This is a genomic window from Shewanella sp. W3-18-1, assembly GCF_000015185.1.
Classification (GTDB): Bacteria; Pseudomonadota; Gammaproteobacteria; order Enterobacterales; family Shewanellaceae; genus Shewanella; species Shewanella putrefaciens.
On the sequence record NC_008750.1, the window covers coordinates 85,650 to 107,340 of the forward strand.

General features: G+C 45.0%; 19 protein-coding genes. 8 read left to right on the forward strand and 11 right to left on the reverse strand.

The window, feature by feature from the left end:
• Positions 1-50 precede the first annotated feature (50 nt).
• The 6 genes from moaA to SPUTW3181_RS00395 are packed head-to-tail and all read right to left on the reverse strand — an operon-like array spanning position 51 to position 5,715.
• Complete coding sequence (moaA, locus tag SPUTW3181_RS00370) at positions 51-1,034, reverse strand: GTP 3',8-cyclase MoaA (protein WP_011787489.1); 984 nt, start codon at positions 1,032-1,034, stop codon at positions 51-53.
• A gap of 16 nt (positions 1,035-1,050) precedes the next feature.
• Positions 1,051-2,862, reverse strand: a complete 1,812-nt coding sequence (locus tag SPUTW3181_RS00375) for a bifunctional molybdopterin-guanine dinucleotide biosynthesis adaptor protein MobB/molybdopterin molybdotransferase MoeA (RefSeq protein ID WP_011787490.1) — start codon at positions 2,860-2,862, stop codon at positions 1,051-1,053.
• A 36-nt stretch (positions 2,863-2,898) separates the two neighbouring features.
• A complete protein-coding gene (mobA, locus tag SPUTW3181_RS00380) occupies positions 2,899-3,489 on the reverse strand; it encodes a molybdenum cofactor guanylyltransferase MobA (RefSeq protein ID WP_011787491.1) in 591 nt (196 codons plus the stop codon).
• Entirely contained in the window at positions 3,473-4,183 is a 711-nt protein-coding gene (locus SPUTW3181_RS00385) for an ATP-binding cassette domain-containing protein (protein ID WP_011787492.1), read from the reverse strand. Before SPUTW3181_RS00385 ends, mobA begins: the two co-directional genes overlap by 17 nt.
• A 3-nt stretch (positions 4,184-4,186) precedes the next feature.
• A complete protein-coding gene (locus SPUTW3181_RS00390; protein ID WP_011787493.1) occupies positions 4,187-4,894 on the reverse strand; it encodes an ABC transporter permease in 708 nt (235 codons plus the stop codon).
• Complete coding sequence (locus tag SPUTW3181_RS00395) at positions 4,891-5,715, reverse strand: substrate-binding domain-containing protein (protein WP_011787494.1); 825 nt, start codon at positions 5,713-5,715, stop codon at positions 4,891-4,893. Before SPUTW3181_RS00395 ends, SPUTW3181_RS00390 begins: the two co-directional genes overlap by 4 nt.
• Positions 5,716-6,000: 285 nt before the next feature.
• Here SPUTW3181_RS00395 and SPUTW3181_RS00400 point away from each other — a divergent pair, with 285 nt between their 5' ends.
• Complete coding sequence (locus SPUTW3181_RS00400; RefSeq protein WP_041407830.1) at positions 6,001-7,383, forward strand: sigma-54-dependent transcriptional regulator; 1,383 nt, start codon at positions 6,001-6,003, stop codon at positions 7,381-7,383.
• A 1-nt stretch (position 7,384) separates the two neighbouring features.
• Positions 7,385-9,508: a cache domain-containing protein gene (locus SPUTW3181_RS00405; RefSeq protein ID WP_011787496.1), complete on the forward strand. Its 2,124-nt coding sequence runs from the start codon at positions 7,385-7,387 to the stop codon at positions 9,506-9,508.
• Positions 9,509-9,734: 226 nt separating this feature from the next.
• Here SPUTW3181_RS00405 and SPUTW3181_RS00410 read toward each other — a convergent pair whose 3' ends face one another.
• Together SPUTW3181_RS00410 and SPUTW3181_RS00415 are read right to left on the reverse strand one after the other, a co-directional pair.
• Positions 9,735-10,193 (reverse strand): GNAT family N-acetyltransferase, encoded by a 459-nt coding sequence (locus SPUTW3181_RS00410; RefSeq protein ID WP_011787497.1) that lies wholly within the window; start codon positions 10,191-10,193, stop codon positions 9,735-9,737.
• A gap of 99 nt (positions 10,194-10,292) precedes the next feature.
• On the reverse strand, positions 10,293-10,952 hold the full coding sequence (locus SPUTW3181_RS00415; protein ID WP_011787498.1) for a 7-cyano-7-deazaguanine/7-aminomethyl-7-deazaguanine transporter: 660 nt from the start codon (positions 10,950-10,952) through the stop codon (positions 10,293-10,295).
• Positions 10,953-11,193: 241 nt separating this feature from the next.
• On the opposite strand from SPUTW3181_RS00415, the gene SPUTW3181_RS00420 reads away from it, so the two are divergent.
• Positions 11,194-11,928 (forward strand): ABC transporter substrate-binding protein, encoded by a 735-nt coding sequence (locus SPUTW3181_RS00420; protein ID WP_011787499.1) that lies wholly within the window; start codon positions 11,194-11,196, stop codon positions 11,926-11,928.
• A 33-nt stretch (positions 11,929-11,961) separates the two neighbouring features.
• On the opposite strand, the gene SPUTW3181_RS00425 is transcribed toward SPUTW3181_RS00420, so the two are convergent.
• On the reverse strand, positions 11,962-13,320 hold the full coding sequence (locus SPUTW3181_RS00425) for an isochorismate synthase MenF (RefSeq protein ID WP_011787500.1): 1,359 nt from the start codon (positions 13,318-13,320) through the stop codon (positions 11,962-11,964).
• A gap of 624 nt (positions 13,321-13,944) precedes the next feature.
• On the opposite strand from SPUTW3181_RS00425, the gene SPUTW3181_RS00430 reads away from it, so the two are divergent.
• The 4 genes from SPUTW3181_RS00430 (at position 13,945) to SPUTW3181_RS00445 (ending at position 17,869) form a co-directional block, all read left to right on the forward strand.
• Positions 13,945-15,291 (forward strand): ATP-binding cassette domain-containing protein, encoded by a 1,347-nt coding sequence (locus tag SPUTW3181_RS00430; RefSeq protein ID WP_011787501.1) that lies wholly within the window; start codon positions 13,945-13,947, stop codon positions 15,289-15,291.
• A 264-nt stretch (positions 15,292-15,555) separates the two neighbouring features.
• On the forward strand, positions 15,556-16,746 hold the full coding sequence (locus SPUTW3181_RS00435; RefSeq protein WP_011787502.1) for an HD-GYP domain-containing protein: 1,191 nt from the start codon (positions 15,556-15,558) through the stop codon (positions 16,744-16,746).
• Positions 16,747-16,850: 104 nt separating this feature from the next.
• Entirely contained in the window at positions 16,851-17,474 is a 624-nt protein-coding gene (locus tag SPUTW3181_RS00440; protein ID WP_011787503.1) for a paraquat-inducible protein A, read from the forward strand.
• A gap of 248 nt (positions 17,475-17,722) precedes the next feature.
• A complete protein-coding gene (locus SPUTW3181_RS00445; RefSeq protein WP_011787504.1) occupies positions 17,723-17,869 on the forward strand; it encodes a hypothetical protein in 147 nt (48 codons plus the stop codon).
• A 20-nt stretch (positions 17,870-17,889) separates the two neighbouring features.
• Here SPUTW3181_RS00445 and SPUTW3181_RS00450 read toward each other — a convergent pair whose 3' ends face one another.
• A complete protein-coding gene (locus SPUTW3181_RS00450; protein WP_011787505.1) occupies positions 17,890-18,840 on the reverse strand; it encodes a YeiH family protein in 951 nt (316 codons plus the stop codon).
• A 287-nt stretch (positions 18,841-19,127) separates the two neighbouring features.
• A complete protein-coding gene (locus SPUTW3181_RS00455; RefSeq protein WP_011787506.1) occupies positions 19,128-19,691 on the reverse strand; it encodes a malate synthase in 564 nt (187 codons plus the stop codon).
• Positions 19,692-19,944: 253 nt separating this feature from the next.
• On the opposite strand from SPUTW3181_RS00455, the gene SPUTW3181_RS00460 reads away from it, so the two are divergent.
• Complete coding sequence (locus SPUTW3181_RS00460) at positions 19,945-21,474, forward strand: DUF3612 domain-containing protein (RefSeq protein ID WP_011787507.1); 1,530 nt, start codon at positions 19,945-19,947, stop codon at positions 21,472-21,474.
• Positions 21,475-21,691: the final 217 nt, after the last annotated feature.

Sequence of the window (21,691 nt, forward strand, 5' to 3'; positions counted from 1 at the left end):
TATCACGGCCAAATTGAGATGCTAGCCCTTAAGCGATGGAGTGGTGATGCTTAACCGCCAGTGGCGTTCATAAAGCGTAGGATTTGTACCTCATTATTGCCAAAGTCGTGTTGCTTAGGCTTGAGATTAATTCCCGCGAGAATAGCGACTTTTAATCTTTCAATATCAGCCGGAAATTCCCGGACTATGCTTTTGAGATCAACGGCATGTTCATTGCCTAAACACAGCAATAATTGGCCTTCGACTGTGACGCGCACGCGATTACATTCGTGGCAGAAGTTGTGGCTGTGGGGCGAGATAAAGCCGATATGGATTGGGCTGTCAGCCATAGTGTAATAACGTGCTGGGCCGCCGGTACGTTTGTTGGAAAGCTGTAGCGGATAGTGACTATTGATGATGGCTTTTACTTCATCGCTGCTGCAATGACGGGCGCGTTTCCGCTCATCCATTTCGCCAAGTGGCATTTCTTCGATAAAGGCGATGTCTAAGTTACGGCCACGGCAGAAATCAACTAAATCAATAACTTCATTATCGTTCTGCTGTTTTAAAATCACCGCATTAATCTTGATACGTTCAAATCCCGCCGCAATAGCCGCATCAATACCATCTATGACTCTGTCTAATTTGCCGTTACGCGTTAGCTGAGTAAACAGTGTGGGGTTTAAGGTATCTAGGCTGATATTGAGGCGCTTTAATCCTGCATCAAACATGGGTTTAGCGAATTTTGTCAGCCTTGAACCATTAGTGGTCATGGATAAATCCGTCAGCCCAGGCAGTTTGCCAAGCAGACCCACTAGCTGGTCGCAATCGGTGCGAACTAAGGGCTCACCGCCGGTCAGGCGAATTTTAGTCACACCAAGCTCGGTAAAGGCTTGGGCAATCCAAGCTAATTCTTCGAGGTGGAGTACGTGGTCCTTTGGCAGAAAACAAGGATCTTCCGTCATGCAATAAACACAGCGAAAGTCGCAGCGGTCGGTGACCGAGAGCCGTAAATATTCGACCTTACGGCCAAAGGAATCCACAATTAGACTCATAAAAACTCACTGGATCTTAAAGCAGATCCGCAAAGGGTTGAATAAACACAGTTTCACCTGCATTCACGGCTTCTGCATCATCCCCTATGATGATGAGGCAATTCCCTTTAACCATTGAACTTAACATCCCAGAACCTTGGTTGCCCGTGCTACTCACGTGTAGGCGTCCATCTTTACCAAGCTGATAAATCCCGCGAATAAATTCGGTGCGGCCTTGACGGCTTCGTAGAGTTTCATCACTTATTGCAGGGAATAGCTGCGCTTGCCAATTCACTTCACCTGCTAATTTTCGTAAAGCTGGCTGCACAAATTGCAGGAAAGACACCATGACGGCCACAGGGTTGCCAGGCAGTCCGAAGAATAAGCTATCACCGATTTTACCAAAGGCGAGTGGCCGACCCGGACGCATGCTAATCCGCCAGAAATCAATTTTTCCGAGGCGTGCAAGCACGGTTTTGATGTAGTCCGCATCGCCGACAGATACACCACCCGAGCTAATGACGACATCGGCAAGGTCGGCGGCTTTAGCGAGAGTTGCTTCAAGGGCGGCTTCGGAATCTTCGATAATGCCTAAATCGATAACGTCACAACCGAGACGTTTTGCCATCGCTTTGATGGTAAAGCGGTTTGAGTCATAAATGCAGTTAGCTTTGAGTACTTCGCCAGGCTGGCTCACTTCATCGCCGGTGGAGAATACTGCAACAGTTGGGCGGCGATATACACTCACGTGATTGAGCCCGAGTGAGGCCAGTAAACCTTGTTCGGCGGCGCTTAGGCGAGTGGCTTTTGCGAGTGCGACTTGGCCTTGAGCAATATCTTCTCCAGCGAGGCGAACGTGTTGGCCAGAAAGAATGCGGCCTTCAAAGCTAACAATGCCATCGACTTCCTTGGCAAGCTCTCGGGGCTGCACAGTATCGGCACCTGCAGGCACTGTTGCGCCCGTCATGATACGCACGGTTTCGCCGACTTTAAGCGTGGCCGAATATTGATGACCGGCAAGAACCTCTCCCACCAATTTTAAGGTGGTAGGCATTGGGTCTTGATAGACAAAGGCGTAGCCATCCATCGCCGAATTAGTTTGTTGTGGCACGTCGACGGGAGAAATGCTGTCGCTGGCCAGTACGCGGTTATCTAAGGCATCTAACTCAATGTCTTCAATCTCTGCCACAGGTGATACATGGGATAAAATCTGCGCTAAACCTTGGCTGACGCTGAGGTTTTTGTTGTCGCCTATGGCGCAGGCATCCACGGCCGAAATGGGGTATTGGAGTGGCGCTTCCCAGTTTTGGGCGTACTCCATCACAAAATCGGCAATCTGGCTGATATTGTTGAGATCGAGTCGGCGCAGCTCACTCGGGAGTGCGTCGTTTGGCAACTGAGTATCATCGCAACAGGCGATGGCGAGGATATTCTCATCTTGGGTGTAGATAAAAGGTTTGCCGTGGGCGGCGCGGTGCAATTCAATTTTAGGTAATGCGAGCTTTTTAAAGCCTTCGACGAGGACGATATCGACTTTGTCGGCTTCGATTTGCTTGAGTAAATGGACTAACTCAGGATCGCCATCGCGCGCGTCTTCTGTCATCAGCGCCCAGCGTACATGGGAGGCGACCAGCATTTGTCGTGCGCCCGCTTTACGCATTTCGTAACTGTCTTTGCCGGGAATATCTACGTCGAAATTATGGTGGGCATGTTTGATTACGGCTAAGCGTAGGCCACGTTGATTTAATTCGGGGATCAATTGCTTGAGTAAGGTGGTTTTCCCCGTGCCACTGTAGGCACAAAATCCGAGAACGGGAATGGCGAGCGGATTGACGAAGGGGTTACTCATTTGCACCTCTAATTTGGGTTATTGGAGCCTTTTTAGCTATTGGGTGATTTTTATCGCTAGTCGTTGTTTTTGTTCTGGCGTATTTACATTCACAAAAGCATTGGGCTGGTCGGCGAATGACGCTACGACGAAGTGATGTTTGATATACCAAAAGTCCACTTTACGCTCACCCGCCTCAAGAAACGCTTTCATCGAGTCACGTAAGCTAGGTTTTAAGAGTAAAACAACGGGTTGTTCATACTCACCGTCACTGGCGACAGCAATCTCGGCTTTTTCTGCTTCAATTGCTGCCAACATACGCGGAACAAGGTCGAGTGGCAGGAGTGGACAGTCGCAGGGTACTACCAATAAGTAGTCTGCATCTGTTTGGCCCATAGCGGTGATCATACCCGCTAAAGGTCCGAGGAAACCACTATGCTCGTCACTTATCACCTTAAAACCGAACTCAGCATAACGTGTTTGGTTACGATTTGCGTTGATCAGGATCTCCTTAACCTGAGGTTTTATTCTATCTATTGTGTGCTTAATCATGGCTTCGCCGTTTAATTCGACGAGACCTTTATCGTCGCCACCCATGCGACGGGCCATACCACCGGCGAGAATAACGGCATCAATTTGCGATGACATACAAAGGCTCCTGTGCTGGCAAAGATTCTGGCTGTTGATAAGAGGTCATCACGCGCTCACCTTCTATGTGCCACTGTTGTTCGCAGATGGCGGTTAGCGCGCAATTCTGATGGCTACTCAGTAACATTCCTGTGCCTTCGTGTTTGAGTTGTTGGATCATTTTTAATACTAGCTCTTGGGAATCCTTGTCCATATTGGAGGTGGGTTCATCGAGCATTAATAGTTTAGGTTGTAGGATCCAAGCGCGCGCAATCGCGAGGCGCTGTCTTTCGCCGCCAGAGAGATTACTGGCCCTTGCCTGCAGCAGCGACCCTAGCTGCGCCATCTCAATTGCTTGAGTAATCCGCTGTTTCGCCTTGGCTTTTGTTTCTGAGCTGAAATTCAGCCCATAGGTGAGATTATATTCCACTGTGCCGTCGAACAAATAAGGATGTTGGTGCAGATAAACGGCCTTACCTAACAATGGATTGCGTCGCCACCAAGCATTTTGGGCAAAACCGACAGCCTCAATATGGCCTTTGGTTGGTGGCATTAAGCCCGCCAGAATTTTCATCAAGGTTGATTTGCCTGTGCCATTGTCGCCTTGCAGATAAATCACATCTCCTTGGCAGAACGATAATACGTCGGCTTTGAATAGCAGGCGCGCGCCAAAGGACATTTCTACGTCACGGGCGATCAGTTTGACCTTAGTCATTGCTTAGTGGCTCCTTGGCATGGCTTTGCCGCGTAAACTACCTAAGGCAAAGTTAAGGATCAAGGATAAGATTAGCAGCACGAGTCCTAGGGCGATAGCTTGGGCGAAATCGCCTTTACTGGTTTCGAGGGCGATAGCTGTTGGAATGTTACGAGTTAGGTTAAGAATATTGCCCCCCACCATCATTGAGCAGCCCACTTCTGTGAGAATGCGACTAAAGGCTGCAACAATCGCTAGAAGTAGTGGCATGCGTAACTCGCGGCAGACGGTCCATACGGCACGTACCCATGAAGCGCCCAAGGTTTGAGAGGTTTCCCAGGCTCTGCGATCAACGCTGGTAAAGGCGGCTTGGCTCATGGCGATAAGCACGGGGGCGCAGATGAGCATTTGTCCGAGGATCATCCCTTCTTGAGTGAACAACCACTTTAAATCGCCCAGAGGGCCATTTCGGGTGAGGAGCAAATATACCAACAGGCCGATAACCACAGTGGGAATAGATTGCAGTGTTTGAACCAAATTGGTGATTAACCACTTCCCCCTAAATGGCGCAAATGCCAGTACGAACCCGAGTACCATCGACGGGATCAGGGTGATTAGCAGTGCCGCGAAAGATACTGAAAACGAGACATAAATGATGGACCAGACTTCAGGGTCCAATGAAAACAGCAGGTTTAGGGCCTGCTGTAACAGGGCTAGCCAACCGTCGTTCATTCGCTATAAGTTGCCTTGAACAATTGCTCACCTTCAACTTTGAAGTTGTTAATCATGGTTTGACCTTCTTTACTGCTTAACCAATCACTGAAAGCTTTAGCGCCTTTATGGTTCAGATCTGGATACTTAGCAGGGTTGATTAGGATCACTTGGTATGGGTTGGCTAAGGTTTTACCCCCATCAAAATCGACACTGAGATCCAGTTTAGTTTTATAAGCGACGAATGTGCCGCGATCCGACAGAGTATAACCTTGTAGCTCGTTTGCCATCAGTAAGGTTTTCCCCATGCCTTGACCAACGGAAGTATAACCTTTGAAATCAGGAGTGACACCCGCTGCTTTCCATACTTCTAACTCTTTAATGTGAGTGCCTGAATTATCACCGCGAGAGATAAAAGGTAAACCGGATTTTGCAATTTTAGCAAAAGCTTCTTCGGCAGTTTTGCTTTCACGCAGTTTTGCAGGATCGTTTTTAGGCCCTAATACCACAAAATCGTTTTCCATGATGCCACGAGGTTCGACACCAAAACCGTCTGCCACAAATTTTGCCTCAGCACTTGGGGCGTGGGTCATCACTAAATCAACGTCCCCTTGCTCGCCCAGTTTGAGGGCTTTACCCGTACCCGTTGCGATAACTTGTACTTTATAACCAGATTCACTTTCGAATTTAGGCAGTAAATCCTGTAACAAACCCGAGTTTTCGGTACTTGTTGTGGTGGCGAGCTTAATAATTTCTGTCGATTGAGCAGGTAACACTGTGAGCAAACTGGCGGTAACAACTAGACCTAACAGTGACTTCATATGGGATTTCATGTTTAGCATGGATACTCCTTGGCGAAAAAATAGGATTCCAACTCAAATGCCTACTGAGTGGAAGGTCTCGTAAATTGTAATACGTTCGGTTGAAAGCAAGTTAGATGCCAAGCTGAGAATGCGGTCATTTTCTTCACAGCTTAACCTAATTTGTGAGCTTGATCCCAAGCTTAACAAATACTCTACAGACAAATTGTCTCAGGACAAACTTCTGATGGTTCATAGTGACCTATTCATCTATTTTCAGTGCTAGAATTGGTCGCAAATGAGTCAAAATGTCCAGAAGCAGACAATATGAGCCAGATAGATAATAACCTCAAGCCTCTTCCATCGGCAGTATCGGTACTGATTGTTGATGATGAACCCGGAATGCGAAGTTTTTTAAATAAAGCCCTTTCGAAGAAGTTCGCCTTAGTCGAAACCGCTGGCAGTATTGAGGATGCGGAGCAATTACGTAGCCGCTGCCATTTCGACTTGCTGATTGTCGATATTCGTTTGCCGGGGCGCTCTGGTATTGAATGGCATGAGGCATTAGATGAGCAGGGGCGTCGCTCGGATATTATCTTTATGACGGGCTATGCCGATATGGAAGTGGCAATCACTGCGCTGCGGGCGGGTGCTTCCGATTTTATTATGAAGCCTTTTCATCTTGATCAGATGATGGCGGCTGTAGATCGTTGCATTGAGCGTCGTTTACTCAAGCGCGAGAATCTGATGCTGCGCCGTGAGGTATCTATTGGGTATTCATCGACCATTATTGGCAGTAGCGAGGCCATGGAGTCAGTAAAACATGTGATAGAACGTGTGGCTCCAACTAATGCCGTTGTGCTTATACAAGGTGAATCAGGTACGGGTAAAGAACTCGTCGCAAGACAACTGCATTTATTGAGTGGCCGACAAGGGCCATTTGTACCCGTTAACTGCGGCTCTATAGCCCCTGAGTTGCTCGAGAGTGAACTCTTTGGCCATGTTGCGGGTGCATTTACGGGGGCGAAGGGAAATCGAGAGGGGTTATTTAGTTTCGCCTCTGGTGGGACGATTTTTCTGGATGAAATAGGTGAAATGCCACTGAAAATGCAGACAGCGTTGCTTAGAGTGTTAGAGCAAAAAGCGATCCGACCTGTCGGCAGTGAAAAAGAAGTGAATATTGATGTTCGGGTTATTGCTGCAACCAACCGAACCCTCTTGGAAGAGGTTGATGCTGGGAACTTCCGTCGAGATTTGTATTATCGACTCAATGTGCTCGACATCTTAATTCCGCCGTTAAGGGATCGCCCTGAGGATATCGTTGAGCTAACCCATCACTTTACTCGTCAGCTTGCCGCTGAGCTTGGTGTCAGGGAAGTAGTGTGGAGCCATGAGGATATGGTTAAGCTACAACAGCATGAATGGCCGGGTAATATCCGTGAGCTGCGTAATATGATCGAGCGTTGTATTTTACTTGGTAAACCCCCCGCGGAATATTGGAAACAACAGGTAAAGAGTGAATCTTCAGCTTCCCAAGGTTATCCCTTAGATTGGCCATTAAAGGATGTCGAAAAACATCATGTCACCAGCGTGGTAGATTTACATTCTGGTAATAAATCTGCGGCAGCGAGAGACTTAGGTGTTTCTCGTAAAACCTTAGATCGTAAATATAAAGAGTGGTTTGGCTTAAGCGACGAACAGGAGTCTTAGGGTGTCTTTCTTTACTCACTTTTTTGGTGTCAGTTGGCAGCAAATGCAGGCCAAGGTGCGTTATCGCATATTAATCCTTACCTTATTGCCTATTTTACTGACGCTGGTGAGTTTAGTTTTTATCACCATTTACTGGAACATTAGTTACACAGGTAAGCAGCTATTTATGAAGGTAAAAGCTGACTTAGCAGTGGCTGAAAATACCCTACAACAAGTGCAAGTTCGTCAGGAAAAACAGCTCGAAAAGGTGATGACATCTTGGACTTTTCAAAATGATTTTCGCCCTATATTGAACGGAGAAATGAATCATAGGGCCAATATTGATGCTTTTCTGAATGAACAAAAACAACTGCTTAATCTCGATTATCTACGTTTAGTCAGTGTCTCAGAGGCGGCGACAGATCCCGATTTACGCTTGATTTTACCCAAAATGGGCGGTCTATTGCCTTATTCTGGCCTGATGGTGTTATCGCCGGAGCGTTTAGCTCGAATTGATCCTGAGCTAGCCGTTACCGCGAGTATTCCCATTGTTGCAACCTTACGGGCCCAAAATCCGGATAAAGGGGTGGAAGGGCGTGGTTTACTCAGTCGTAGTTTACTGCCAGTACCTGATTTAGCGGGTAAGGTTGCTTGGTATTTGGATGGTGGCATCTTATTTAACCGCGATACACGCATCGTTGATCATATTCGGGATTTGGTATACGACAAAGGCACGCTCCCTGAGCGTTCAATTGGTACGGTTACCATTTTTTTAGATAACATTCGTATTTCTACTAATGTGCCGTTGCACTTTTTTCCTCAAGGCAATGAAACTCAAGGTCGAGCTTTAGGTAGTTTAGTGTCTGAGGAGGTACGTGAGAAAGTGCTCAATCGTGGTGAGCTATGGGTGGATCGTGCCTTTGTGTTCAATGATTGGTTTATTTCTGCCTATGCGCCTTTGGAGGATATTCGAGGCCAGCGAGTGGGCATGATCTACACAGGGTTCTCTGAGTCACCCTTTATTCATAATTATCTTTTGAATATCATTGAGCTAGGCACAATTCTGATGTTGGTGCTACTCGTATCAGGTTTACTGGTTTATCGCGGGGCCTATAGCCTGTTGCTACCGATAGAACGGATCCATCATGTCGTGCAGGCGGTGCAGTCTGGGCGCAATATTCGTATCGGCGCCTTAGGTTTGGACAGAGAAAACGAATTATCGAATTTGGCCGAGCAGTTTGATCGTATGCTCGACTTATTGCAACGTCGTAATGCACAGATCCAATCTGCTGCTGAGCAGCTTGAGATGAAGGTCGAAGAACGTACCCGTAGTCTTCAGGACAAAACCTTAGAGTTAGAACGTAACGTCGCACTGCTAAATGAAACCCGCCAGCAGCTTGTGACTAACGAAAAACTCACCGCACTCGGTGAGTTAACCGCAGGCATAGCCCATGAAATTAATAATCCCACCGCGGTTATTCTCGGTAATATGGAGCTAATGCGCTACGAGCTTGGGGATAATGCGGACCTCGTTAAAGAAGAAATTGATTTAGTCATCCAGCAAGTGATGCGTATCAGCACCATTATTCGCAGCTTATTACAGTACAGCCGTCCCGGTGAATTTAATGCGCCACTAGAAATGCAGTCTATTACTCCCATTATTGAAGAGACTATGGTGCTGGTTCGTCATTCGATTAAAAAACAAGAAGTTATCTTGATCACTGAGTTGAGTGCGACTTGCCTTGTGCAAGTCAATCGACCGCAGCTATTGCAGGTCTTGATTAATTTGGTGGTAAACGCAGCGCATGCAATGGACGGTAAAGGTCGTATTTGGGTAAGGACTTACGACTGGTTGCAACAAGATGTGCCCATAGGCGTTAAAATTGAGGTTGAAGATGAAGGCTCTGGAATTGCGCCTGAGTTATTGGGTCGAATTTTTGACCCATTTTATACCACCCGTAAGGATGGTACTGGGTTAGGGCTTTCTTTAAGTTATGGAATTATAAAACGAATTGGTGGGACAATAGAGGTCAGTTCAACCTTAGGTAAAGGTACTGTATTCACGATTGGTTTATACCATGAGGCGAAAGAAGAGCAGGAGAATAATCCCTATGACGGATTACATTTCTCTGGATCTGAAATTTAAGCAAAAAAAAGCCGGATGATGAGTCCGGCCACAAAAGAGTGTGTGAGCAATGTCGTGCTTGCAAACTCAGGAGCACTTTAACAACTTCAGATTACCAGTCATCGGTGTTAAAGATGAGTTTTGGAACGCACGTTAACGATAATCATTCTCAATTGTGTTTGCAAGTTATTTATCCAAAAAAAAGCAGATCTTTACAAAATAGACATTGCCTTTACGCCTCGTCGATTTAGATCGTCTTACTGAGGTGTAATTTATGATCGACAAGACTTTTAGGATCAGCTTTGAGTTCTGTAATCATATATCGATTATTTATCAATAAATTAAGCATTCCAGGGAAACGGTTCATCGTCTTAACTTGAATGTGGTTATAGCCTTGACGACGTGCCCATGTTTCTTGGTATTCAAGGAGGCTTTGAGCTAGCCCTAGGCGGCGAAAGTCTAAGGCTACACCTCCTAACCAACTGTAAAATATAGTTTCTTCTTGCTCATAACCCAGTTTGAAACCTGCAAGTTCTCCTTCAACAAAAGCCAATAAAATTAAACTGGTTTTGTCATCTAGTCGTTCAGCCAAGACTTCATGTGCAAGAGGGCGATTGAGTTCAGGGATTTGCTGACTGAGTTCAATTAGTTGTATGGCTAGCTCAGACGTGAGTTTTGTCTCAGCTTTAATTTCAATAGAATACATAATGATCTCTCATGAAAATCAGCCTTATTCAAGTGTAAACCTGAGTAAGGCTGAGCTATTAACTGGTCAAATTGTAACAGGTCTGGCCAGTTGAGTTAATCAGGAAAGTGATTTTTGCGGACTGGTTTGCAAAATCCTATCTTGTAAGACTTTGAGCAACACACCATAGGCGGGTAAAAATAGTCCTAAGCTGACGAGTAGCTTAAAACTGTAATCGACAGTGGCAATTTCAGGCCAGTGAGATGCCATAAAGCTATCGGATGAAGCGTAAAAAGCCACGCTAAAGAAGACTAAAGTATCGACGAAATTACCCACTAGAGTGGATGCCGCTGGCGCAACCCACCAAGAACGACTTTTTCGTATGCGAGCAAATACTGTGATATCCATCAGTTGGCCAATCAAATAAGCCGCAAAGCTGGCAAAGGCAATGCGGAAAACAAATGTGTTCCATTGTGCAAGTGAATCAGCGCCTTGAAAACTACCTTGATGGAATAGCACCCCCATTACATAGGAAATCATCAACGCAGGGACCATCGCCTTGAGGATGATATTTCGGGCGGCCTGTTGGCCAAAAATGCGTACTGTGAGATCGGTCGCTAAATACACAAATGGAAAGCTAAATGCACCCCAAGTGGTATGGTAGCCAAACAGCTGAAATGGTAATTGTACTAAGTAATTGCTGACGCAAATAATCAGTATATGGAATCCTACTAATAGGAGTAAGGCGCGGCGGAGCTGCGCTGTAGTTAACATTAACATTTGTGGCCTTTTTAGTTGTGTAGGGCGGGGTGAGGGAACCCGCTAATGTTCAATTGTTATTTTTACGCTGACCGATTACAGCTTACTGAAATCGGGGCCGCTATTATAGTGGCCGCTTTTTAAGATGCAAGCTCACTTATTATTCTTTCACCAATTTAGAAGATGAAACGATGACTCGGGACGTTTTGAGCTATCTATGCGAAACTATCCTACACTTTTAAGACGCCAAAGGAGGAAAGCGATGAAACGATTTCTTGCCATATTTTACTTATGCTTGGCTGCGTTATCATCTGCCGCGGCTGCGAATCCTGTGGTGGTCAATGTGGTGACCTCTACTTGGGAAGGTTATGCTAATCCTGATGGGACAGGTTATTACTTTGATATACTTCAGCGGGTTTTCCCTGCATCACAATGGCAACTTAATGTGCAGTTTATGCCTTTTGCTCGAACACTCTATCTTATCGAGCACCAGCGTGCCGATATGGCTCTCAGTGTTTATCCGGGCGATATTAAACATAGTTTGCTGAGCGATAATCCAGTGGAAATCGACTCTATCGATGCGGCCGTTACGCCTGAGATAGCGGCAAGCTGGGTTGGGATTGAAAGTTTATCCCATAAAAAAGTGCAAGCTATGCTGGCCTATCGCTATAACATGCTGACGTCAGTACCTATGTACTACGAAGAAAGCAGTAATATGCTCACTATGCTTAACAGTTTAAATGCGGGTCGTATTGATGCGGTTTTAGACTACCAAAAAGATATTCTTGCTTTAGTGCCAAGACTTAAGTCACCCAAGAACTTTAATATTATTCAAGGGGTTATTAAGGCTGAAGCCTATTTTGCTTTTGCTGATACAGACAAAGGCATGATGCTTAAACAGCATTTTGATCGTGAGCATAAGCGCTTAATTGATTCGGGGGAACAAGAGAGGCTCCACCTTGAAACCATCGAAAAATTAAAGGCGAACAACAATTAAAACCTTCATATCTAAAGGATTTAATATTGGGCGCTATAATTCGATAAGAATGGACATAATGGTGGCGAGTTTATTCTCAAGTTCCTGCCATTCGGCCTCAGGATCTGAGCCTGCGATAATTCCCGCACCAGCAAATAGATTAATCCTACCTGGTTCAATCAGGGTACAACGAATGGCGACCGAAAATTCACTCTCGTACTTATTGAAATAGCCACAGGCGCCAGCATACCAACCGCGCATATAGCCTTCACGCTGCCGAATAAAGTTCATGGCTGAATGCCGAGGTAATCCTCCGACTGCAGGTGTGGGATGCAATGCTTGCAACAGTTGAAAATCGTTCACTCCAGCTTTGAGTTCAGCGCGAATAGCTCTATGTAAATGTTGGATATGATTAAGTTTAAAAATTGTAGCCAGTTCATCGGCACCCACATAATGGCTCAACGGCGTGAGCATATTAACTATATGGCTGCGGACAAGTTGGTTTTCAACACTATTTTTATTGTCTTCGAGCAGGGCATTTGCCAGCGCTATATCTTCTTCTTGGTTTAAACCACGTACTGTTGTTCCTGCTAGCGCTTCGGTGAACAACTCCTGTTGGCGCCGGCGAAATAAACGCTCTGGCGAACAGGAAATAAAGGTGCGTTCAGGGCTAAATTGAAATCCAAATTGAAAACTGTTGGGGTTACGACCTTGCCAGCAGGCAAGCACCATCCAAGGATCAACGGGTTCATTGACTTCCAGTTGAGTGAGTCGTGATAGCACTACCTTTGGCGTATCTGCATTAAATTTAGGGTCAACGACTTGTTCGACTAATGTTTTCCAGCGCTGAAAATCGGGTCTGTCGCTACGTCCTAACAACGCTAACTTTGTCGGTGGGGCAAGTGGCTTGGCTGGCATGACGGCTTCGATAGCGGCAATAGCATTGTCGATTTCAGTATGGGGAGCATTATCGGCAAAGTTCAGATTCACTCTCAAACTGAAATGTGTACCACTACGCCTAAATTCGATACGAGGTAATACAAAACGGCTATTACCGAACTCTGGCCAAGATTCAATGGTGCGATCAAAGGCGACACCACCATAGTAACGAATATCTTGATTTGTCGATAATGCCCGTTGTTGTTGGTATACCATGGCGAGTTGTTGATCGTCGACACCTGTTTCAAATCTAAAATCTTTGCAGGCACCGATTGCTGCGACCTCTTCAATTCTATCGCGTCCATGCCAGTAGATACGTGGGTACTGAGTCTGGGAGGCAAGCCATGAAATTAAAGGCATAGAGACAGTTGTTATGGACAACTGCACTATCGGTTCTGTCGGCGAAACTTGCTTCAGTTGAATGAGTTTGTCGATAAGAGACTTGAGGTCTTTAGACAGCGCATGAACGGGCAAATAGAACTCCAAGGGTCATCAATTGTAAAGGTGAAGGCTAAATAACGCTGTTAGCAACGGTGAATTTGACTCAAGTTAATGCGTTTTTTCAAGTACTTTACATCTTGATAATTCGAGTATGTAAATAAGAATCTTTCGCTAAAATTAAAGGCCGTTGCCGCAGGTGTCAAGATATAAGCCCTAAGCATGTGACTTTTGCCATAGTCTCATTTTATGACGATAAAAAATGTGATTGAAATGGGTCTTTTTGTCGTGAAAGCTAACTTATCTAGACATTTTGTCTTTTGTCACCGTAATCACCTTCCCCTTTTGTTTGAATTAGTCGATCAGAGTTGGCTTTTGATGATTTTTCAGTTGAGGCTGGACAATCTCTGCCCACAATAGAGGGTACATCTTCATTTTTTACCTATGACAACAATAATATGATGATCATGAATATCTTCTTTCGGGTGTTGTTTTTTGAGCGGGTAAAAATGTTCACAATGTTGTAGTGGGTTAACTGACAGAGGTTCAAGCCTAGGCACTGCTTAACCACGGATGGTAACGATATTTGCATCTATCAGGTCATCAGGTGGTAGTGAGAAGAGTTTAAATATCCTATTGATATCAATTGGCAGGTTTAAAATGAAACTTCTAGAAACCCAAGATGTTAGCTTTAACTATGGTTGTCAGTTAACTACCATATTTCAGGAGGTTAACCTCAGCATTCGCACTGGCCAATGCCATTGTGTGAGTGGACCTACGGGGTCGGGTAAATCGAGCCTACTAAACCTCCTTGCGGGCGTATTGACTCGTCCGCATGAGGGGGATATTTGGCGGCACCCTGAGCTAGTCACAGGTTTGGTTATGCAGGATCCACAACTCCAACTACTTCGGCAAACGGTCGGTGCAGAAGTCGCCTTTGCATTGGAGAATTTTGGTATTCCTGCCGAGAGTATGCTGCCAAAAGTGCAGTTAGCATTGAGGCGAGTCGGGTTATTTCTGAGCCTTGATACCCAAGTGAGTACGCTTTCCCTTGGGCAAAAATATCGGCTGATGATCGCTTCCCAACTGGTATGTGAACCACATTTGCTGTTACTCGATGAGCCTTGGGCACAGCTTGATAATCATGGTGTAAGCGAACTGTTGGGGGTTATGCGGAATTTACTGCAAGAGGGTATGGCGTTGGTATTGGTTGAACATAACGCCCATGCTTTTGCCGATATTATCCAGCATTACTGGCAGTTAGAGCGGGGCAAACTCTCCGAAGGGATTTATCCTGCCACTGATTCAGCGCAAGTTGAGGTATTTAAGTGGCAAAACTACTGTAAACGAGAACACTTAGGTAAAGTACTCGTGAAGGCTGATGCGTTTGATTTTGGTTACGATAATAACCCTGTTTTATTTAGTTGCCCGCAGGGATTTCAACTACAGTCAGGGGAGATTGTGACATTAGTTGGCGATAACGCTTCAGGTAAAACGAGTCTACTAAAAATCCTCGCCGGGGTGCTTAATATAAGACAAAGACTACCTATCAAAGTGTTAGGAAGAAGGCCAAAACTCGGCGTGTATGGGGCAGAACTTGGCTTATTAATGCAAAGACCAAGTCGACAACTGTTTGAAACCAGCGTGCTAGCCGAGATGCAATTTCGTTTAAAGCGATTTAAGCTTCCGAAGGAACGCGCAATCCAAATATTAGATGAGCTAGCGTTATCCTCTTTAGCAGAATTATCCCCCCACAAACTGTCCTACGGCCAACAACACTTGATCGCCTTAGCATCCATTGTTTGTTTACGTCCTCGGGTGTTGTTATTGGATGACCCTTTAGCGGGTATGGATAAAGATTACTACGGTAAAGTTTGGCACCTGCTGACAGGTCTAAGCTCTCAAGGCAGTGCCATTTTACTCAGTAGCCATAGAAACATTAAACATGATGCAGTTTCACGACAATGGAGTTTGCGTAATAGGCAATTGGTGTTGGAATCAATGTAGATGGGTAATGAATAGTTTCGAATGTTTGACACTTCAGCAGGACGATAAGCTTTAAAGTGTTAACCAATGATAACCATTATGTTATTTCCCTCCCGTTATTCTTTAGTCTACTCGTATATAAAGTACATGGTGATTTTCTAATGCACAGCTTAGAATGAGTTCTAGACTTGTTCTATACTACCAAAGGAAGTAAACCAAGCCTGTCCGTATCGAGTGGACATTGCTGTACTTTAATTAAGTTAAGTCATTCTCGGGGTTGCAGATATGAGTGAGTCGGTCGAATCCGTTGACCTAATCAAGTTGCCAGTATCACGACTGACATTAGGAATGTTTGTTAGTGCAATAGACAAACATGACCAAGGCCAACTTGCTATTGCTAATGCTGGGCAAATCAAGCATAGGGATGCAATTGCTCGATTAACTCAAAGTGGTATTAAGTATGTTTGGGTCGATACCGAACGGTCAGCCGATCATTGTGGTTTTAAAAAAAAGGCATCTCAGGATAACCAGTTAGAATCCAAAAAGTCGTCACTCACGCGAGAGAAACAACAAGCGCAGGCTAAGGTTATTCTTACTGAAGCTAAAGATTTAATTCGTAAAGTATTGTCAGAAACCTTTGAAGGCAAAGCGATTGAAGTGGCTCCTTTTGGCGCGCTTGCCGACAGCATGATTGAGTCGGCTTTATTAGATGCTGATGCACTCAAATGCATGTCTGCTCTGCGTTCAAAGGATGCGTATTTACTCGAACATTCTGTCAATGTGGCATTTTTACTTGTGACGTTTGGCAAATATTTACAACTTGATCGTTCCATGCTGCGAGAAATGGCGATTGGCGGTATTTTGCATGATATCGGCAAAATTAAGGTCGATAATAAAGTGTTACATAAACCGGGCAAGCTGACCCCAGAAGAGTTCGAACACATGAAACTGCATCAAGTGTTTGCACTCGATATTATGAATGAAGCTAAAGGATTATCGCAGATGAGCAAAGACATCTGCCTAATGCATCACGAAAAGTTAGATGGTCGGGGATATCCAAGGGGATTGAAGGGCGATGAAATCCCTCTCCACGGTCGTATGAGTTGTATCGTCGATATTTTTGATGCTTTAACGGCAACACGTTGCTATAAAGAAGCCATGAGCCCGGCCGCCGCTTTTAAAATTTTACTCAGTCTCACGCCATTTCATTTAGATCAAGAATTGGTTTATGAGTTTATCCGTTGTATCGGCGTATATCCTGTTGGGTCCTTGGTTGAGTTGTCGGATGGTCGTGTGGGAATTGTTTGGACGTCAAAAGATAGAGATGCGTTACATCCAATAGTTAAATGTTTTTACTCTTTAAAATCCAAGCGTTATACGGATATTGTTATGGTGGATTTGCTAAAATCTGAGCTTAATATTGAGCGTGGAGTTTCACCTAGCTCTTTGGATATCGATCCGACTCCTTTCTATTAAATCATCAAAGTTAATCATGTCTTGCCAATCATATCTATGATTGGCGTTGTGGTTATCGAGTTAAAAACCGTAAACTGAACCCATCTCTCTTGTTGGGCAGTATTATGAAACCGTTATTATCTATTTTCATTATTCTCTTATCCTTGGCATTGCTAGTTCCTGGGGTGACTCAACCTATTTTGAGCATTAGCGGCAGTATCGATAAAGCTAAGCTTGCCGAGCAAGGCATAGAACAAGTTACCCAAAGGTTTGATGAAGATGCGGGGCGTGACCATGCCCGCGGCATGCTAAACATGGTCAGTAGTTTACTTGGGCTCAACAGCCTTAAGGGTGAAGTCGAAGTGCTGCAGAAAACCCGCAGTATATGGGGGACAGTGACCGAGCTTTACACCACTGGCAATGGATTGGTCGCAGCATTAGTCATGTTGTTTAGCGTGGTCATTCCTGCGTTGAAGTTAAGTTTAATGTTAGCACAGCAATGTGTTAGCTCTATTGGGTTGAAACTGCGGGTTAATGCCCTTGTTAATGCGCTCGCCAAGTGGTCGATGGCCGATGTGTTTGTGGTGGCGCTGATCATTACGTTTATGGCGGGAAATGCTTCTGGCGGCATGGGGGAAATGTTAAAAACCCAGGCGCAATTTGAAAACGGTTTTTACTTCTTTACCGCTTACTGCATTTTATCGATCCTGAGTGGTTATTTAGTGCGTCGCCCAACGCCAATTTTGTAGATATTTTAAAGTAAAGGCAGACTAACGTTAGCGATAAAGTCAGTATGCCTCAGATTTAAAGTGGCTAGCGGTACTGAACATTGGTTTAGCATCATCAAGATCTTGTCGTGAGAGCAGTGGTGCCAAATTATAAGAGAGGCGGAAGATAAGCTTAGCTGTTATAGCTATTTGTTATTGAAAATTGATATTGGCTGAGCTTTTAGTTCTAAACAATAATGAGCATCCCCTAAGTTTGTAGGAAGATACCATTGAAAAACTGGCTGATTATCGTGTTTTGCCTGATTGCCTTGGTCGCTTCGACGCAAACCACTGGACTCGTGCGCTCACTTATCGAATTCTCCGCCTTCGTTGGCGTCCTCTACTGGGCTTGGCGCATAAAACCTACAGCAGAGTAAGTTGTTGAACTAACTCTTACTTATTGAAAATACAGTATATACACTAAAGACGTTATGCCAATTGCTGCCCATAGCATCACCCCAAGCAACAAAGGTTTGGGGCCACTTGCCCGCATTTTCTGTACGGTAATTCCTGCTCCAATCAAAAACAAACACAGCACTAATGTTCGTTTCGATACCATAAATAAGGTGTCATAAATGGCATGGAATTGCGGTAACCAATGGGCCACAGCAATGGCTAAGCAATAAAAACCGATAAAATACGGCAGGCTAAGTTTGCGCTTATCGCCCCCAAACAGCATAGCACTGGCTAATGCGATTGGGATAATCCACAGGGCGCGAGCGAGTTTAATCGTCGTTGCAGTTTTTAAGGCCTCATCACCGTAGGCCGAAGCTGCGCCAACAACCGATGAGGTATCGTGGATGGCAATCGCGCTCCACACACCAAAATCGTATTGGCTCATATTGAGCAAGTGACCCAGTGCGGGGAATAAAAACAGCGCGATTGAGTTCAGCACAAACACACAGGCTAACGCCGTTGCGGTTTGATCGTTGCGCGCATTGATGGCCGGCGCCACTGCGGCAATAGCGCTGCCACCGCAAATAGCGGTACCAGAGGCAATTAAATGGCCTGTAATCTGATCAAATTTCAGCGCACGGGTGAGCAGAAAACCAAGGCTGAGGGTAAAAAAGATTGAGCCTACAATCAGGCCAAAGTTGTGGGTGCTCGCTTCTATCGCCGCGTTTAAGTTAATCCCAAACCCTAAGCCGATGATCGAATAAGACAGGAGTTTTTTGGTGAGCGCGGCGATATTCCATTGCACTGGTACCCAGCCAAGGCTGGCTAAGGTAAAACCTAACACTAGTGCCATGGGCGATGAGATAAAAGGCGTAAGACAGAATAAGCCTACACAGACGAAAATAATGCTATGGCGCTTGTTAAATTGGTGTGATGTCGAGAATAAATTCATAACGCCTTAGGGGGAGCGATTCGGTCTTATCATGCTCACTATAAATCTTCATGCTGAGTAACTGATATTAAATTACTTTTAGTTTAAATTAATTATGGAGGCAGATGTTTGGGGGCATTATAGCGGTGAGTATTCGCTTCAATAAAATCAATTAAACTTATCTTGCTAGTCAGTTTTATTGACTTAAAGAGGGAGGCGTAGGAGCAAAGAGGTAAATCAGCGGAGATGAACATAACTCAGTTCATCTCCTCTACTAGATTGTAACTGCTAGATTATAAAGAATGATTTTATAAATTTACTATACTTTTCAAACTGTAATCGCTGCCATCTTTGGCTGTGAATTGCTTCTCTAGCGTGTCGTTGGCGCTGGACATTCCTGCGTGCAACAGACTTAGCCAATGGCGTGATGCGGCTGAGCGTGACTCTGGTGTTCCTGCCACCATATTTAATGGTGTCTCGATTTGGATATCCTCCAGATTAGCCACATCTCTGGTGCCTATCATGCCATTGCGATCGAAACTGAGCTCAACATGGCAACCTTGATCCTGTAACACTACGGCGCTGGGTGAGTCTTTCGTTCCACCAAAGGCGACAAATTGTTTTGGCTGACGTAAACCACTGTGACTGCCATCGGCAAAAAATGCTAAGAGATGTTGGTAGTAGACGACATAGCTACTGACATCTTGATGTGAGCCAGAGTTGAGCGGAAACACTCGGTCAAGAAACTGTTTTGCGTTGGCGATCTTCTCGTGTTCTGCAACATTCACTTGGGCCACGGCAAATACTTCTTCTGCGATGAGACTGTTTAGATTCGATTGGATCTGGTTGCTCTTGATAATTGACATATTCATCGCTCGTTCCTCTCACTCTTTCAATTTAAACATTTAGGGTTTTGATTTAACTTTTGGCCTATCGAAGTTTGTCTTCAATTTAGTTTGTCCACTTTGAGTACTTGCCCACTTCAAGTGTGAGTGGTTAAGCATTTCTTACATCGGAATGGCTTAGCTTGTTCGCATTAGCCTTTCCTTGATTGCTTGATTTGTAGTCTAGTCTTTTTTTGACTACAATTTCACAATAAAAATTTTACAATGTGAATTTTACAAAATGCGCAATGACCAGAGCTTAATGAGAAAATCACACTTCCTCGGGACGAAAATACGTAACCTACGGAAACGTAATAACTTAACGATGGAAGATTTGTCTGCTCGTTGTATTAGAGTCGATGCGGGTAGTGCGCCTTCTGTGTCATATTTGTCGATGATCGAACGCGGAAAGCGTGTGCCAAGTGCTGCCATGTTAGCTGTCATTGCCGCAGTTTTTCAAAAAGAGGTTGATTGGTTCCTTGATGATGCGCCTGAAGAAAGCGCCATTACGCCAGACAAAGGCCGCCGAGGTGGTATTAGTGGTATGGCGCTCGAACCCAGCTTTTTGTTTTCAAATGATATTTTGCAAATTGCAATTCCTGAGATGCTGTCACAAACGGGGATATCGGGTCGGCAATTTGCCCATTTACTGATCCGAGCCCATCAGGAACATCATCAAAACCATTTTCCCGATCTTGAGCGGGCTGCCGAAGAGGTTGGTCTTAAGCGTATGCCATTGTCATTGGAGGACATGCTGGATATTGCTAAAGGAATGGGGCTTAAAATCAAATGGATAGATAGTGCTCCACAGGAGGTGATTGATGAAGTGGGCGGAAGTTCACGCCAATTAGTGACTTCCTATATCGAGCCGCCTAGTACAATTTACGTCAATAAAGTGCTTAAAAATCGCCCCAGTCGGCTCAAGTATGATCTCGCCGCCCATATAGGTCATTGTGTGTTGCACAATAAGGACGGCTTAAAGAGCGTAATGATTTCCGGTCGCAAATTGGAGGTTGATGAAGAGGTCGGAATGCAGTCCAATACCCTTAATGCGCAGGATATTTTGCATGCGTGGCGCGATTTTGAATCGAGCTTTTTCGCGGGTGCACTATTGTGCCCTAAAGTACCTTATCGCCAATTGCTCGACCGCCACGGTTATGAGATTGAAGTACATAAGCAACTACAAGTGTCTGCTTCGGTTGCCATGCGGCGCATGACAGTCGTTTCTCCTTATCCCCATTGGCATTATTTCGACGCTTACGCACCAGGAAAACTAAAGGCGGTTTACCGTGGGAATGGTATTCCATTGCCTTGGGGCAATATGCGTTTAGTGGAAGACCCCTGCCAGCATTGGGCAGTATTTAGGATGATCAGCGAGCCGACGGTGGGCACTTCGGCACAGATTTCAATTTTGAATGTCGGCAATGAGCCACGAATTTACTGCTGTGAGTCGATTAAGGTCGAAGATTCGGCGGGTAATCCCCATGTGCTCTGCGCCGGCATTGATTTAAATCCGGCAATTGAAGCCCAAGGTAAGGATGCTTTATCTATTGCCCACGATTTAAAGGATGCCTGCGTTGCCAGCGGTGGTTCAGTTAAGATCCCCAAACACATTAAAAGTGATTTAGTCAGCGTTGCTAAGATCTTAAATATCAATTGGATTGAGCGTGGGATTATAAATGATGCCCGCTTAATTTGCTCTCGCGGCGCAGTGTGTCCTCGCCAACCCAGTTGCTATCAAACTGGCAAGTCCCAGTGTGGTGAGGATTAATTTAAGATCGTTTTTGGCTCAGCCCAATCATATCGCAATACACGCTTTTCAGTGTGGCATTGAAATTATGCTTTCTCCTATTGCTTAAATTTATAGGGAGCTAAGGCTTACTTTTCTATCATTAATCAGATTAAAACCTTTCACGATAAATATACTAAATAGTGTATTTCATTTAATAACAATGCCTTATGAATTTGTCTGTTTTGTTTAGATCCAT

Coding starts and splice junctions, on each gene's coding strand:
- SPUTW3181_RS00375 (WP_011787490.1), bottom strand. CDS start 2,862: ATGAGTAACCCCTTCGTCAATCCGCTCGCCATTCCCGTTCTCGGATTT.
- SPUTW3181_RS00430 (WP_011787501.1), top strand. CDS start 13,945: ATGAAACTTCTAGAAACCCAAGATGTTAGCTTTAACTATGGTTGTCAG.
- SPUTW3181_RS00400 (WP_041407830.1), top strand. CDS start 6,001: ATGAGCCAGATAGATAATAACCTCAAGCCTCTTCCATCGGCAGTATCG.
- SPUTW3181_RS00415 (WP_011787498.1), bottom strand. CDS start 10,952: ATGTTAATGTTAACTACAGCGCAGCTCCGCCGCGCCTTACTCCTATTA.
- SPUTW3181_RS00390 (WP_011787493.1), bottom strand. CDS start 4,894: ATGAACGACGGTTGGCTAGCCCTGTTACAGCAGGCCCTAAACCTGCTG.
- SPUTW3181_RS00460 (WP_011787507.1), top strand. CDS start 19,945: ATGCGCAATGACCAGAGCTTAATGAGAAAATCACACTTCCTCGGGACG.
- SPUTW3181_RS00385 (WP_011787492.1), bottom strand. CDS start 4,183: ATGACTAAGGTCAAACTGATCGCCCGTGACGTAGAAATGTCCTTTGGC.
- SPUTW3181_RS00455 (WP_011787506.1), bottom strand. CDS start 19,691: ATGAATATGTCAATTATCAAGAGCAACCAGATCCAATCGAATCTAAAC.
- SPUTW3181_RS00410 (WP_011787497.1), bottom strand. CDS start 10,193: ATGTATTCTATTGAAATTAAAGCTGAGACAAAACTCACGTCTGAGCTA.
- SPUTW3181_RS00395 (WP_011787494.1), bottom strand. CDS start 5,715: ATGCTAAACATGAAATCCCATATGAAGTCACTGTTAGGTCTAGTTGTT.
- SPUTW3181_RS00420 (WP_011787499.1), top strand. CDS start 11,194: ATGAAACGATTTCTTGCCATATTTTACTTATGCTTGGCTGCGTTATCA.
- SPUTW3181_RS00440 (WP_011787503.1), top strand. CDS start 16,851: ATGAAACCGTTATTATCTATTTTCATTATTCTCTTATCCTTGGCATTG.
- moaA (WP_011787489.1), bottom strand. CDS start 1,034: ATGAGTCTAATTGTGGATTCCTTTGGCCGTAAGGTCGAATATTTACGG.
- mobA (WP_011787491.1), bottom strand. CDS start 3,489: ATGTCATCGCAAATTGATGCCGTTATTCTCGCCGGTGGTATGGCCCGT.
- SPUTW3181_RS00450 (WP_011787505.1), bottom strand. CDS start 18,840: ATGAATTTATTCTCGACATCACACCAATTTAACAAGCGCCATAGCATT.
- SPUTW3181_RS00435 (WP_011787502.1), top strand. CDS start 15,556: ATGAGTGAGTCGGTCGAATCCGTTGACCTAATCAAGTTGCCAGTATCA.